General features: G+C 56.1%; 12 protein-coding genes. 8 read left to right on the top strand and 4 right to left on the bottom strand.

Annotated features, from left to right (window positions below; translation table 11 throughout):
- The first annotated feature begins 98 nt into the window (after window positions 1-98).
- Window positions 99-1,091, top strand: a complete 993-nt coding sequence (asnA, locus tag IM267_RS19735; RefSeq protein ID WP_107534295.1) for an aspartate--ammonia ligase — start codon at window positions 99-101, stop codon at window positions 1,089-1,091.
- On the opposite strand, the gene viaA is transcribed toward asnA, so the two are convergent.
- Together viaA and ravA are read right to left on the bottom strand one after the other, a co-directional pair.
- Entirely contained in the window at window positions 1,092-2,543 is a 1,452-nt protein-coding gene (gene viaA / locus IM267_RS19730; RefSeq protein ID WP_107534293.1) for an ATPase RavA stimulator ViaA, read from the bottom strand.
- On the bottom strand, window positions 2,537-4,033 hold the full coding sequence (ravA, locus tag IM267_RS19725) for an ATPase RavA (RefSeq protein ID WP_193034128.1): 1,497 nt from the start codon (window positions 4,031-4,033) through the stop codon (window positions 2,537-2,539). The genes viaA and ravA overlap by 7 nt, the downstream gene beginning before the upstream one ends.
- A 222-nt stretch (window positions 4,034-4,255) precedes the next feature.
- Here ravA and kup point away from each other — a divergent pair, with 222 nt between their 5' ends.
- From kup to rbsR, 7 genes are all read left to right on the top strand, one after another.
- Window positions 4,256-6,124 carry a low affinity potassium transporter Kup gene (kup, locus tag IM267_RS19720; protein WP_006808744.1) on the top strand — a complete coding sequence of 623 codons (1,869 nt, stop codon included), beginning with the start codon at window positions 4,256-4,258 and terminating at the stop codon, window positions 6,122-6,124.
- A gap of 196 nt (window positions 6,125-6,320) precedes the next feature.
- Window positions 6,321-6,740, top strand: coding sequence for a D-ribose pyranase (rbsD, locus tag IM267_RS19715; protein WP_193034127.1), 420 nt, complete (start codon window positions 6,321-6,323; stop codon window positions 6,738-6,740).
- Window positions 6,741-6,747: 7 nt separating this feature from the next.
- Entirely contained in the window at window positions 6,748-8,253 is a 1,506-nt protein-coding gene (gene rbsA / locus IM267_RS19710) for a ribose ABC transporter ATP-binding protein RbsA (protein WP_107534287.1), read from the top strand.
- Window positions 8,254-8,257: 4 nt separating this feature from the next.
- Window positions 8,258-9,223 carry a ribose ABC transporter permease gene (rbsC, locus tag IM267_RS19705; protein WP_047360514.1) on the top strand — a complete coding sequence of 322 codons (966 nt, stop codon included), beginning with the start codon at window positions 8,258-8,260 and terminating at the stop codon, window positions 9,221-9,223.
- 27 nt (window positions 9,224-9,250) lie between these two features.
- On the top strand, window positions 9,251-10,141 hold the full coding sequence (rbsB, locus tag IM267_RS19700; protein ID WP_193034126.1) for a ribose ABC transporter substrate-binding protein RbsB: 891 nt from the start codon (window positions 9,251-9,253) through the stop codon (window positions 10,139-10,141).
- A gap of 108 nt (window positions 10,142-10,249) precedes the next feature.
- Window positions 10,250-11,179: a ribokinase gene (gene rbsK / locus IM267_RS19695; RefSeq protein WP_193034125.1), complete on the top strand. Its 930-nt coding sequence runs from the start codon at window positions 10,250-10,252 to the stop codon at window positions 11,177-11,179.
- A gap of 3 nt (window positions 11,180-11,182) precedes the next feature.
- The gene (gene rbsR / locus IM267_RS19690) at window positions 11,183-12,175 is read left to right on the top strand and encodes a ribose operon transcriptional repressor RbsR (RefSeq protein WP_003862402.1); all 993 of its coding nucleotides are present in this window, start codon (window positions 11,183-11,185) and stop codon (window positions 12,173-12,175) included.
- On the opposite strand, the gene mdtD is transcribed toward rbsR, so the two are convergent.
- Both mdtD and IM267_RS19680 read right to left on the bottom strand, forming a co-directional pair.
- Window positions 12,141-13,574, bottom strand: coding sequence for a multidrug transporter subunit MdtD (gene mdtD / locus IM267_RS19685; protein WP_193034124.1), 1,434 nt, complete (start codon window positions 13,572-13,574; stop codon window positions 12,141-12,143). The two genes, rbsR and mdtD, sit on opposite strands and share 35 nt — an antisense overlap.
- Window positions 13,571-14,278: a FadR/GntR family transcriptional regulator gene (locus IM267_RS19680; RefSeq protein WP_064910073.1), complete on the bottom strand. Its 708-nt coding sequence runs from the start codon at window positions 14,276-14,278 to the stop codon at window positions 13,571-13,573. The genes mdtD and IM267_RS19680 overlap by 4 nt, the downstream gene beginning before the upstream one ends.
- Window positions 14,279-14,460 lie beyond the last annotated feature (182 nt).

Raw genomic sequence — 14,460 nt, 5'->3', positions numbered from 1 at the left:
CGAATCAAAAGTGAAGTCGGCTTTTTGTTGATGGGTTATTGAATAAGGTGCCATTTTTGTTGCTTAATCAATACCAACAGGACGCAGGAGTATAAATAATGAAAACCGCTTACATCGCAAAACAACGCCAGATCAGTTTCGTAAAATCCCATTTTTCCCGCCAGCTGGAAGAGAAGCTTGGCCTTATTGAAGTTCAGGCGCCGATTCTGAGCCGCGTGGGTGACGGGACGCAGGATAACCTGTCTGGTTGCGAAAAAGCGGTACAGGTAAAAGTGAAAACACTGCCAGACGCCCAGTTCGAAGTGGTGCATTCCCTGGCGAAGTGGAAGCGTCAAACCCTGGGACAACACGACTTCAGCGCGGGCGAAGGGCTTTACACGCACATGAAAGCCCTTCGCCCCGATGAAGACCGTCTCTCCCCAATTCACTCTGTCTACGTTGACCAGTGGGACTGGGAGCGCGTAATGGGTGACGGCGAGCGTCATGTCGGTACGCTGAAATCCACCGTAGAGGCGATCTACGCGGGGATCAAAGCAACCGAAGCAGCCGTGAGTAAAGAGTTTGGTCTGGCACCGTTCCTGCCGGAAACGATCCACTTTGTTCACAGTCAGGAATTGCTGAGCCGTTATCCGGATCTGGATGCGAAAGGCCGTGAACGCGCGATCGCCAAAGCGCTGGGCGCGGTATTCCTGATCGGCATTGGCGGAAAACTGTCTGACGGTAAACGTCACGACGTCCGTGCGCCGGATTACGATGACTGGAGCACCGTGGGCGAAAGCGAATATGCCGGACTGAACGGCGATATTCTGGTCTGGAACCCAGTTCTGGAAGATGCGTTTGAACTCTCATCAATGGGGATCCGCGTGGATGCTGAAGCACTGAAGCGTCAGCTGGCCGTGACCGGTGATGAAGATCGTCTGCAACTGGAGTGGCACCAGGCGCTGCTGCGTGGTGAAATGCCGCAGACCATCGGCGGCGGTATTGGCCAGTCTCGTCTGACCATGCTGCTGCTGCAACTGTCCCACATTGGTCAGGTGCAGTGTGGGGTCTGGCCGCAGCAGGTACGTGAAAGCGTCGGTTCTCTTCTTTAATTAACGTCGCCAGCGTCTGAGCAGACGGCTACGCAACCCGGTATCAAAGCGCCAGATGTGATCGAAGATGCGCATGATGCCGGGTTTTCCATGTGCGGACATCGCCACGGCATGAAAACGGTGCTGGTGTACGCGCTGCATCTCCTTCACTTTACTCACCACGTCGTCCGGCAGCCGCTGGGCAATAAAATCGGAAATCACCACTGCATCCGCGTCGTACCAGTCGCCGCCCTGCATACGCTCAATGATGCTGCGAAAACAGCTGGCCAGATCGGTGCCGCCGCGAAAGCGTTGGCTTAAAAAGCGGATCGCCTGCTCCAGCCCCTGTGAGCCGGTCAGTTCATACCCGACCACTTCGCTGGAAAATAACATGATGTAGCAGCGACGACGATCGGCGAGCGCCACGCGCATCAGGGCCAGGCAGAACGCTTTTGCGCACTGTTCATTAAACCCCCCCATTGAGCCGGACGTATCGACGCAAACAATGAACGGGCCGCGCGGTTGCTCATCAAAGTCCTGATGCACCACCGGACGCTGGCTGATCTTCTCGCGCCAGGCTTCGCCGTGCAGCCGATAGGTGAGCAGCTGTTTTTCCACCAGCCGACGATAAAACTCATACTCCAGCTCGGTCATTCCCAGCGTGCTGAGTTCCGTGGGCAGCAGGCGCAGGATGTCATCGCTTTGCTGTAGCCCGTCAACCTGCTCCGGCACGGTGGAGGGTTCACGCACCAGGGTGCGGAAGGTTTCCATCGGCGCATCGTTCTTTGGGACCGATTTTGCCTCCCGGGAGCGCCCAAGCTGTTCCGCGAGCTTCATCAGCTCCGGCTGTTGCGCCAGAAAGTCGCCGTACCTGACTATCAGCTGATAGTCGCCGCGCTTTAGCTGTCCGGCACTCATATCCCAGAGGCGTCCGGCAGCGTTTTCATTCTCCACCAGCACCTGTTCTAGCTGGCCGCTTAACGTCATCCGCTCCTGAACCTCGCTCAACAGCTGTTCGCGCTCTTCGTCCAGCAATTGCTGGTTGAGCGAGGTGGCCTGAACGACAAGGCTGAGCCGCCAGCGCTGTAAAAACAGGGTGTGCAGGGCGGGAGTAAAGCTCGGGTTGTCCGTGACCAGCGCTCTGGCCTGGCTGGCAAACGGGGAATGAACGTTATCAAGCAATGTCAGGGTTTGCGGAAGCTGGGCAATAAACTGCGGCGTTGAAAGCCGCTGGCACTGCTGGTAACCAGCCACTTCCTCTGTCAGTTCCGGCGGGACTTCCGTCTCCTTAAACCGCTGTCGCAGGCTATCGCGCCAGCGAGGAAGATCGTCCGTCATTGCCTTTCTAAGCTTCGGGAATTTTTCAAAAAAGGCCGCCAGCTGCGGTGAAGCGAGCAGGGTAATGACGACCTCTTCGATTAAACCGTCCTCGCTAACCGCCAGCATGACGTTGAGCGTATCCAGCGTTAGCATTGACGCGCCTGTTTGATCTGCGCGCTGACATCCTGCAAGCTGGCTTCAATACGGCCTAACCAGTCGCTATGAATAAAGAGGCATTTCTGCTGCTCGCTGAAGCGCGTGTGCTGCTGATGCCATTCGTTATCCAGCGCGTCGAGCTGCTGCTTGATTTCCTCCGGAAGGCTGTCGGAGGCTGTTCCCGGCAGCGCCAGGCGCGATCCCTGAAGGCTGACGTCGCGGATCACCAGATGCTGGCTGCTATCGACTTCCAGCGACAGCGGCTGTGCAAAGCCGATACCGTTGAGTTTACCGCGGATCTCACCGCCCTTATCCAGCCACTGAACCAGCGCAACGCGTTCGATCGTCACGTGCACCACCTGCATATCATGAAGCTTAAGCGGCTGCTGGAGGAGGAGCGTGAGCGAGGCGTCAGTCAGCCCGGCGGGCAGTTCGTAGTGTGGCTTACGGGCAAACATCCCGCCGAGACGGTTCACCTTCAGCGCGGTTTTGTCACTTTGCTGCTGCTGGAGCTGAAGGCGACGTTGGGCAATCGCTCCCAGCTGATTGAGCATCGACTGCTGGCCCCACGCGTGTCCGGTCATCAAAACGTCCAGCTGCTGCTGCATCAGATTCATCCCTTCTGCATCGTGCCACAGACAGTCTTTCAGCAGGATCAGATCGACAGGGGCAACAGCATCGCGGCCGCTGAACAGGGCGCTTGCCTGGAGCAGGCGAATGGCTTTTTTCCAGCGACGGTCGGAGACGTACGGCGCGGAGGGCAGTAAATCAAGCTGCTGGCGCAGCATGAAGATCAGCTCAAATACAGTATCAGGCAGTTTTATCTTGCCGATATCCTCCTGCCACTGGTGATATTCCTCGTCCGTGACCTGTAACGATGCTACCACCGGGTTTTCGTTTTCGTCCTGCTGGCTCACCAGCATTGAACGGAAGTTCGATTTATCCTGGACCTTATCCAGCCACAGGCGGATCAGCATGCGGTCATACAGCGCTTCCAGGCTGCTGTCGGCTTCGGGCAATTCGTTTGACGCGGCCACCAGCAGGCGCATGGGGATCTTCTCTTCGCTCGCGCCGTTGCGGAAGCGGCGTTCGTTGATTGCCGTCAGCAGGGTGTTCAGAATGGCCGGGCCGGCTTTCCAGATCTCATCAAGAAAGACGATTTCCGCTTCCGGGAGATAGCCCGCGGTCAGACGCTCGTAGCGTCCCTCGTCTTTTAACGCCTGAATGGAGAGCGGGCCGAAAACTTCTTCCGGCGTGGAGAAGCGCGTCATCAAATACTCAAACGCGCGAGCGTTCTGGAAAGCGAACTTGAGGCGGCGTGCGATCAGACTTTTGGCAATGCCCGGCGGGCCCAGCAGAAACACGCTTTCCCCGCTCAACGCCGCCAGTAAACAGAGGCGAATGGCGTGGCTACGCTCGTAAAGGCCTTTCTCCAGCGCGCTGCTGAGGCGGGAAATTCTTTCTGCTAATAAATGTGAGTGAGCCATAATAGTTTTGCATCCTTTCACCGTGGTGGCGGCTAATTGAAGCGAGTATAGACGTTTCGGTCTGGCCTGGTAATAGGCTGAAGTGCGGCGCTATTTTCTTTGCGCTACATTAATGCGGCTGCATTTAGGGGTACGATTTTGCATTGAATCGTGCATACTGTGCGCTTTTTGTGGGCCAAGGGACTAAGCACACATTTGTTATTCAAACGAAAAGACTAGTCTATGAGCACTGATAATAAGCAATCATTACCCGCAGTAACGCTTGCGGCGATCGGGGTTGTCTACGGTGATATCGGCACCAGCCCGCTTTATACGCTTCGTGAATGTCTGTCCGGTCAGTTTGGTTTTGGTGTAGAGCGTGACGCCGTATTTGGTTTTCTCTCGCTCATCTTCTGGCTGCTGATCCTGGTGGTCTCCCTGAAGTATCTCTCCTTCGTTATGCGGGCTGATAACGCGGGCGAGGGCGGTATTCTGACCCTGATGTCCCTTGCCGGGCGCAATACCTCTGCAAGAATGACCTCTGTGCTGGTCATTATCGGCCTGATTGGCGGCAGCTTCTTCTATGGGGAAGTGGTGATTACGCCGGCGATTTCGGTGATGTCGGCCATAGAGGGGCTGGAGATTGTCGCGCCGCAGCTTGATACGTGGGTCGTGCCACTCGCTATTATCGTGCTGACATTGCTGTTTGCCATACAAAAACACGGTACCGGGCTGGTGGGTAAGCTGTTTGCGCCTATTATGCTGGCCTGGTTCCTGATCCTGGCGGCGCTGGGCTTGCGCAGCATTATTGCCAACCCGGATGTTCTGCACGCGCTGAACCCGATGTGGGCGGTTCATTTCTTCCTTGAATATAAAGTGGTGTCGTTCGTGGCGCTGGGCGCGGTGGTGCTTTCCATTACCGGTGTTGAAGCGCTGTATGCGGATATGGGCCACTTCGGGAAACTCCCTATTCGCGTCGCCTGGTTTAGCGTTGTCCTGCCTTCACTGGTGCTGAATTACTTCGGCCAGGGCGCGCTGCTGCTTGCCCATCCTGAAGCGATTAAAAACCCGTTCTTCCTGCTGGCGCCGGACTGGGCGCTGGTTCCTATGCTGATCCTGGCGACGCTGGCGACGGTCATTGCTTCTCAGGCCGTTATTTCCGGCGTCTTCTCCCTGACGCGTCAGGCCGTGCGTCTGGGGTATCTCTCGCCAATGCGCATTATTCATACCTCTGAGATGGAGTCAGGCCAGATCTACATTCCGTTCGTCAACTGGCTGCTCTATTTCGCGGTTGTGATTGTTATCGTCAGCTTCGAGCACTCCAGTAACCTGGCGGCGGCGTACGGTATCGCGGTGACCGGAACGATGGTGTTGACCTCTATTCTCTCCACCACCGTGGCGTACCGTAACTGGCACTGGAATAAGTTCCTCGTGGGGCTGATCCTGGTTGGCTTCCTCTGCATCGACGTACCGCTGTTCTCTGCGAACCTCGACAAAATTGTCTCCGGTGGCTGGCTGCCGCTGACGCTGGGTCTGGTGATGTTCATCGTGATGACGACGTGGAAGAGCGAACGTTTCCGCCTGCTGCGTCGTATGCATGAGCACGGTAATTCTCTGGAGGCGATGATCGCCTCGCTGGAGAAATCCCCGCCAGTGCGCGTGCCGGGCACGGCGGTGTATATGTCTCGTGCGCTGAACGTGATCCCGTTTGCGCTGATGCATAATCTTAAGCACAACAAAGTGCTGCACGAGCGCGTGATTCTGCTGACGCTGCGCACCGAAGATGCGCCGTACGTTCACAACGTGCGCCGCGTACAGATTGAGCAGCTGTCGCCGACCTTCTGGCGCGTGGTGGCGAGCTACGGCTGGCGCGAAACGCCGAACGTGGAAGAAGTATTCCACCGCTGCGGTCTGGAAGGGCTGAGCTGCCGCATGATGGAGACGTCGTTCTTTATGTCCCACGAGTCGCTGATCATCGGCAAGCGCCCATGGTATCTGCGTCTGCGCGGTAAGTTGTATCTCATCCTGCAACGTAACGCCCTGCGTGCGCCTGACCAGTTTGAGATCCCGCCTAATCGCGTGATTGAGCTGGGGACGCAGGTCGAGATTTAAGTCCTTCTAAAAATGCCGGGTGGCGCTGTGCTTACCCGGCCTACCAGATCCTCAACATACCCGCCAAAATCTCCTCAATATTTCACTTAGCGAAACGTTTCGACGCTGATCACAAATCCGTTACGTCATGATGGTTTTCTGAACATTTTTGCGGCTACACTGTTTTTAGCGAAACGTTTCGCTAGTGGAGCAAAAAATGAAGAAAGGCACGGTACTCAACTCAGAAATCTCGTCGGTTATTTCCCGTCTTGGGCATACCGATACGCTGGTGGTTTGCGATGCAGGCTTACCGGTTCCGCGCAGCACAACCCGTATCGATATAGCGTTAACGCAGGGCGTGCCCTCGTTCATGCAGGTACTGGAGGTGGTGACCGCGGAAATGCAGGTTGAGACGGCCATTCTCGCCGCGGAAATCAAACAACATAATCCGCAACTTCACGAAACGTTGCTCAGCCACATTGAGCAGCTTCAACAACGCCAGGGAAACACCATAGAAATTCGTTACACAACGCACGAGCAGTTCAAACAACAAACCGCAGACAGTCAGGCGGTGATTCGCAGCGGGGAGTGTTCCCCGTATGCGAATATCATTCTCTGTGCTGGCGTCACCTTCTGAGGCCATCATGGACGCATTACTCCAACTCAAAGGGATCGATAAGTCGTTCCCGGGCGTTAAAGCCCTCTCCGGCGCGGCGCTGAACGTCTATTCCGGGCGCGTAATGGCGCTGGTGGGCGAAAACGGCGCCGGCAAATCCACCATGATGAAAGTGCTGACCGGTATCTACCAACGCGATGCCGGTTCGCTCTTATGGCTGGGTAAAGAGACCACCTTCAGCGGCCCGAAATCCTCTCAGGAAGCGGGCATCGGCATTATTCACCAGGAGTTAAACCTGATCCCGCAGTTGACCATTGCGGAGAACATCTTCCTGGGTCGCGAGTTCGTGAACCGGTTTGGCAAAATCGACTGGAAAACCATGTATGCCGAAGCGGACAAACTGCTGGCGAAGCTGAACCTGCGCTTCAAGAGCGACCGCCTGGTGGGCGACCTCTCCATCGGCGATCAGCAGATGGTGGAAATCGCGAAGGTGCTGAGCTTTGAGTCGAAGGTCATCATTATGGATGAACCGACCGACGCCCTGACCGATACCGAAACCGAATCCTTGTTCCGAGTGATCCGCGAGCTGAAAGCGCAGGGGCGTGGCATTGTCTATATCTCTCACCGCATGAAAGAGATCTTCGAAATTTGCGACGACGTGACCGTCTTCCGCGACGGGCAGTTTATCGCCGAGCGCGAAGTGGCGACGCTGACCGAAGATACGCTGATCGAAATGATGGTGGGACGTAAGCTCGAAGACCAATATCCGCATCTGGACAAAGCGCCGGGCGAGATCCGCCTGAAGGTAGATAACCTCTGCGGCCCGGGCGTTAACGATGTGACCTTTACCCTGCGCCAGGGCGAGATCCTGGGCGTTGCGGGTCTGATGGGCGCGGGCCGTACCGAACTGATGAAAGTGCTGTATGGCGCACTGCCGCGCACCAGCGGTTACGTTACCCTTGACGGTCATGAAGTGGTCACCCGCTCGCCGCAGGACGGGCTGGCGAACGGCATCGTCTATATCTCCGAAGACCGCAAGCGCGACGGCTTAGTGCTGGGCATGTCGGTGAAAGAGAATATGTCCCTGACCGCGCTGCGCTATTTCAGCCGCAGCGGCGGCAGCCTCAAGCACAAAGACGAACAGCAGGCGGTCAGCGATTTTATCCGTCTCTTCAACGTTAAAACGCCGTCGATGGAGCAGGCGATTGGCCTGCTGTCCGGCGGGAATCAGCAGAAAGTGGCGATTGCCCGCGGGCTGATGACGCGCCCGAAAGTGCTGATCCTCGACGAGCCAACCCGCGGCGTGGACGTGGGCGCGAAAAAAGAGATCTATCAGCTGATTAACCAGTTCAAGGCCGACGGTCTGAGCATCATTCTGGTCTCTTCCGAGATGCCAGAAGTATTAGGCATGAGCGATCGCATTATCGTCATGCATGAAGGGCATCTCGGCGGTGAATTCACTCGCGAGCAGGCCACCCAGGAAGTTCTGATGGCTGCCGCTGTGGGCAAGCTTAATCGCGTGAATCAGGAGTAAGAAGATGACTACCCAGGCTGTTTCTGGTCGCCGCTATTTCACAAAGGCATGGCTGATGGAACAAAAATCGCTGATTGCCCTGCTGGTGCTGATCGCGATTGTCTCGACCATGAGCCCGAACTTTTTTACCGTCAATAACCTGTTCAATATTCTTCAGCAGACTTCCGTCAACGCCATTATGGCGGTGGGGATGACGCTGGTGATTCTGACCTCGGGTATCGATCTGTCCGTCGGTTCCCTGCTGGCGCTCACCGGTGCCATTGCCGCGTCGATTGTCGGCATTGAAGTTAACGCGCTGGTGGCCGTTGCCGCTGCCCTGGCGGCAGGCGCAGCGATTGGCGCCGTCACCGGTGTGATAGTGGCGAAAGGTCGCGTTCAGGCGTTTATCGCCACGCTGGTGATGATGTTGCTGCTGCGCGGCGTGACCATGGTGTACACCAACGGTAGCCCGGTGAATACCGGGTTTACGGATAACGCCGATCTGTTTGGCTGGTTCGGTATTGGACGCCCGCTGGGCATCCCGACGCCGGTCTGGATCATGGCTATCGTCTTCCTGGCGGCGTGGTACATGCTGCACCATACCCGCCTGGGCCGGTATATCTATGCGCTGGGCGGTAACGAAGCGGCCACGCGTCTGTCCGGCATCAGCGTCAATAAAGTCAAAATTATCGTGTACTCCCTGTGCGGCCTGCTGGCCTCTCTGGCGGGCATTATCGAAGTGGCGCGCCTCTCTTCCGCACAGCCAACGGCGGGAACGGGGTACGAGCTGGATGCCATCGCGGCGGTGGTTCTGGGCGGTACGAGCCTTGCGGGCGGTAAAGGTCGCATTGTTGGGACATTGATCGGCGCACTGATCCTCGGTTTCCTGAATAATGGTTTGAATTTGTTAGGTGTTTCCTCCTATTACCAGATGATCGTTAAGGCAGTGGTGATTTTGCTGGCGGTACTGGTAGACAACAAAAAACAGTAACTGACGACACTACAGGACATCTTAGATATGAACATGAAAAAACTGGCTACCCTGGTTTCTGCTGTCGCGCTGAGCGCAACCGTAAGTGCTAACGCCATGGCGAAAGATACCATCGCGCTGGTTGTCTCTACCCTGAACAACCCGTTCTTCGTCTCCCTGAAGGACGGTGCGCAGAAAGAAGCAGACAAACTGGGCTACAACCTGGTGGTGCTGGATTCACAGAACAACCCGGCGAAAGAGCTGGCTAACGTTCAGGACTTAACCGTACGCGGTACGAAAATTCTGCTGATCAACCCAACGGATTCCGACGCGGTCGGTAACGCCGTGAAGATGGCAAACCAGGCGAAGATCCCGGTGATCACCCTGGACCGTCAGGCGACGAAAGGCGACGTGGTCAGCCACATTGCGTCTGATAACGTACTGGGCGGAAAAATCGCCGGTGACTACATCGCGAAGAAAGCCGGTGAAGGCGCGAAAGTGATCGAATTGCAGGGTATCGCCGGTACTTCCGCGGCCCGTGAACGTGGTGAAGGCTTCCAGCAGGCTGTCGCGGCGCATAAATTTAACGTACTGGCGAGCCAGCCGGCAGACTTCGACCGTACTAAGGGTCTGAACGTTATGCAGAACCTGCTGACCGCGCATCCTGATGTGCAGGCGGTATTTGCACAGAACGACGAAATGGCGCTCGGTGCGCTGCGTGCGCTCCAGACTGCGGGTAAAGCAGATGTGATGGTTGTCGGATTTGACGGCACGCCGGATGGTGAAAAAGCAGTAAATGATGGCAAACTGGCTGCGACCATCGCTCAGCTGCCTGAGCAGATTGGCGCGACTGGCGTGCAAACTGCCGATAAAGTGCTGAAGGGCGAAAAAGTTCAGGCCAAATATCCTGTTGACCTGAAGCTGGTCATTAAGCAGTAAAGGCGATTCAGGCAGTCGCTGGCTGCCTGAGGGACACCAAATAAAAGAAAAGTGTGGCATACGCCACCGGGTAATACCGGTGGCGCTCTCAGATGGACACCTCAATACATGAAAACCGCAGGCAACCTCGTCGTCCTTGGCAGTATCAATGCCGATCACATTCTTAACCTTGAAACGTTCCCCACGCCGGGCGAAACCGTCACCGGCAATCAGTATCAGGTCGCGTTCGGCGGTAAGGGCGCAAACCAGGCGGTTGCTGCCGGGCGCAGCGGGGCGAATATCGCGTTTATCGCCTGTACGGGTGATGACGATACCGGCGAGCGCGTACGTAATCAGCTGGCAAGCGACAACATCGATACTGCACCCGTCAGCGTTGTTGAAGGGGAATCTACCGGCGTGGCGCTGATCTTCGTCAATGCGGAAGGTGAGAATGTCATCGGTATTCATGCGGGGGCTAACGCCGCGTTAACGACTGAGCGCGTTGAAGCGCAGCGTGGGATCATCGCCGGAGCGGAAGCCCTGCTGATGCAGCTGGAGTCTCCGGTTGAAAGCGTGCTGGCCGCCGCGAAAATTGCGCATGAAAATCATACCACTGTCGTACTTAACCCTGCGCCTGCCCGTGTATTATCAGACGAACTGCTGGCGCTGGTGGATATCATCACCCCGAACGAAACCGAAGCGGAAAAGCTGACGGGTATCCGTGTCGAAAATGATGACGATGCAGCGCGTGCGGCGCGTGCGCTGCACGAAAAAGGCATTGGAACCGTGATAATCACCCTCGGCAGCCGTGGAGTGTGGGCTAGCGTCAATGGCGAAGGCCGCCGCGTACCGGGCTTTAAGGTCAAAGCCATTGATACCATCGCCGCAGGCGACACCTTCAACGGTGCGCTGGTAACGGCATTGCTGGAAGGAAAAGCAATGGATGACGCGATCCGCTTTGCGCATGCCGCCGCCGCGATTGCAGTGACGCGTAAAGGCGCTCAGCCTTCTGTTCCATGGCGTAAAGAGATTGATGAATTCTTAAGTCAGCAGGGGTAATGCTTGGCCACAATGAAAGATGTCGCCCGTATGGCGGGCGTTTCTACCTCGACCGTCTCCCACGTTATCAATAACGATCGCTTCGTCAGCGAGGCGATTCGGGAGAAAGTTGACGCTGCAATTAAAGAACTCAACTATGCGCCGTCCGCGCTGGCGCGCAGCCTGAAGCTTAACCAGACGCGCACCATCGGCATGCTGATCACGGCCAGTACCAACCCTTTCTATTCTGAACTGGTGCGCGGCGTGGAGCGCAGCTGCTTCGAGCGCGGCTATAGCCTGGTACTGTGCAATACCGAAGGGGACGAGCAGCGCATGAACCGTAACCTGGAGACGCTCATGCAAAAACGCGTCGACGGATTGCTGCTGCTCTGTACCGAAACGCATCAGCCCTCGAAAGAGATCATTCAGCGCTACCCTTCTATTCCCACGGTAATGATGGACTGGGCGCCGTTCGACGGGACCAGCGATCTGATTCAGGATAACTCGCTGCTGGGCGGCGATATGGCGACGCAGCACCTAATTGATAAAGGTCATACCCGCATTGCCTGTATTACCGGCCCGCTGGATAAAACCCCGGCGCGCCTGCGTCTGGAAGGCTATCTTTCAGCAATGGAGCGGGCAGGGCTTGCCATTCCTGATGGCTATCGCATCACCGGCGATTTCGAATTTAACGGTGGATTTGAAGCAATGCAGAAACTGCTGGCGCAAGAGCCGCGCCCGCAGGCCGTGTTTATTGGTAACGATGCGATGGCATTCGGAGCTTACCAGGCGCTGTATCAGGCGGGGTTACGTGTTCCGGACGATATGGCGATCGTCGGTTACGATGATATCGAACTGGCGCGCTACATGACGCCGCCGCTGACCACAATCCATCAGCCGAAGGATGAACTGGGTGAGTTGGCCATCGACGTGTTGATCCATCGTATGGCGCAGCCCACGCTGCAACAGCAACGTTTGCAGCTTACTCCTGTTCTGATGGAACGCGGTTCGGTTTAGCCTTTTCTTTGTGACGCTCTTTAATCAGGTTCTGGCCGTCTTTCGGCTTTAACAACATAAAGACCACCGCCGATACCACGGTAAGTGCGCCCATGGTGATAAAGGTATAGTGGAACTGCTCAACGGTATTCGTACCGTCAAACCCTTCATAAAACCGCAGTACCGCCGCGCTCACGGCTACCCCGAGGCTAATCGACAGCTGTTGGGTCACCGCCAGTACGCTGTTCCCGCTGCTGGCGTTCTCATCGGTGAGATCCGCAAGCGTAATCGTGTTCATCGACGTGAACTGCGTCGACATAGCCATCCCCAGCACAAACAGCGGCAGGATCAGCATCCATATCGGTAACGCCGCAGATTGCAGGGAGAACTGCGCAATCATCAATCCGATAAATACCGTCACGCCAACCAGCGTCTTACGATAGCCAAACCAGCGCAGCACCTGCGTGACCGTCGATTTTGCAAGAATCGAGCCCATCGCCGTGGGGGCCATCATGCAGCCGGCAATCAGCGCCGGATAGCCAAAACCAACCTGAAGCATCAGCGGCATCAGGAAAGGCACACAGCCCGTGCCGAGACGTGAAGCTATATTGCCCGCGATCCCGACGGAGAACGTTCTGGTGTTAAAGAGAGATAAAGAGATAAGCGGCGTCGGGTGGCGACGCGCATGGCGTATATAAAGAAGGAACAGCAGAATACCGCTGAGGATGACGGCCAGTGCCAGCCACGTCGCTACGATTTTCTCGCCAAACAGCTCCATCCCGCTGGAGAACAGGACCAGGCTCAGGCCAAACAGGAAGAAGCCGCCCATATCGAAGCTGCGCCGTGGCGTGGTGAAGTTCGGCATATATTTGCGGGCGTAAATCAGCCCTGCCACACCAATCGGAATGTTAATCAGGAAGATCCAGTGCCAGCTTGCCCAGGTCACCAGTACGCCGCCGAGTACCGGGCCAAGTATCGGCCCGACCAGCCCCGGCATGGTCACAAAGTTGAGCACCGGGAGCAGTTCGCTGCGCGGATAGGCGCGCAAGAGCGCCAGACGCGCGACGGGCATCATCATCGCGCCGCCTATCCCCTGTAGGACGCGGAAGATAACCAGTTCCGTCAGAGAAGTGGAAAGGGCGCACGCCAGAGAACCGAGGGTGAACAGCGTCACCGCCAGCATGAACACTTTACGCGTGCCGAAACGATCGGCCAGCCAGCCGCTGACCGGAATAAGCATCGCCACCGTCAGGGTATAGCTGATGATGGCAGATTGCATCGCCAGCGGAGAGCGGTTAAGGCTTTGGGCTATGGCGGGAAGGGCGGTATTGAGGATAGTGGCATCCAGTGCCTGCATAAAGAACGCCATGGCTGCAATCCACGGCAATCCGGCCATACTGCGTGCTTTTTTCTCAGTCATTTATTTACCTGCTGGTGGGTTGGCGCGGCCAGCAACGCCTGGCACGCACTCAGGGCTCGCTGCCCGTCGCTCTCCTGAATGGCATCGACTATCGCCTGATGCAGATCCAGCTTCACCACCTCATCTTGTGTGATAGAGGTAAAGTAAGTGTGGTACACAGAATGGAATAAAGAAGCAAAGGAGGTCAGGAAAGGATTTCCGCTCATATTATAGATATGTTCGTGCCAGGCCATATCGACCTCTATCCAGCGTTCGCGGTTAAAGTGCTTTTTCAGAAACACCATCTCTTCCATTAATGTATTGAGCTGCGCTTTTTGCTCTGCCGTGCCGAGCGTGGCGGCAAGCAGGCAGGCCTGAGGCTCAAGACTGCTGCGCATGACCAGAAAGTGATCAACGACCTGATTAAAGTTATCTTCGGTCATCCACCAGGTGAGTAATTCCTGATCGAGAAAGTTCCAGTTCCCCTGAGGCATAACGCGGGTGCCAATGCGCGGGCGTGGAAGCACCATTCCTTTCGCCGTTAATGTTTTTACCGCTTCGCGAACGGCGGTACGGCTTACGCCAAACCGATCCCCCAGTTCCATCTCGCTGGGCAGGATGCTCCCTGGGGCATATTTACCCGCTAAGATCAGCTGGGCCAGCTTTTCTGCCAGCACGTACGACAGGTTTTTTTGAGCTGCCAACTGTTGTGCGCTTAATGGCATCGCTTTTATTCCTTAAATATTGATGCGGCTAATTATGCCATCTCAGGTGTGATTGTGGTTGCAGATACATCAAATAGAACAATTTGTAGCTTGATCTCATCGCTTTTGGTGAAAAAAAACACGGTCAGAAACTTTTTTTAAATTTCCTCTTGTCACTTGAGAAGAACTCCCTATAATGCGCC

The organism is Enterobacter cloacae complex sp. P15RS, from assembly GCF_014895905.1.
GTDB classification, from domain to species: domain Bacteria; phylum Pseudomonadota; class Gammaproteobacteria; order Enterobacterales; family Enterobacteriaceae; genus Enterobacter; species Enterobacter quasihormaechei.
This window is presented reverse-complemented; position numbering and strand designations above follow the sequence as displayed.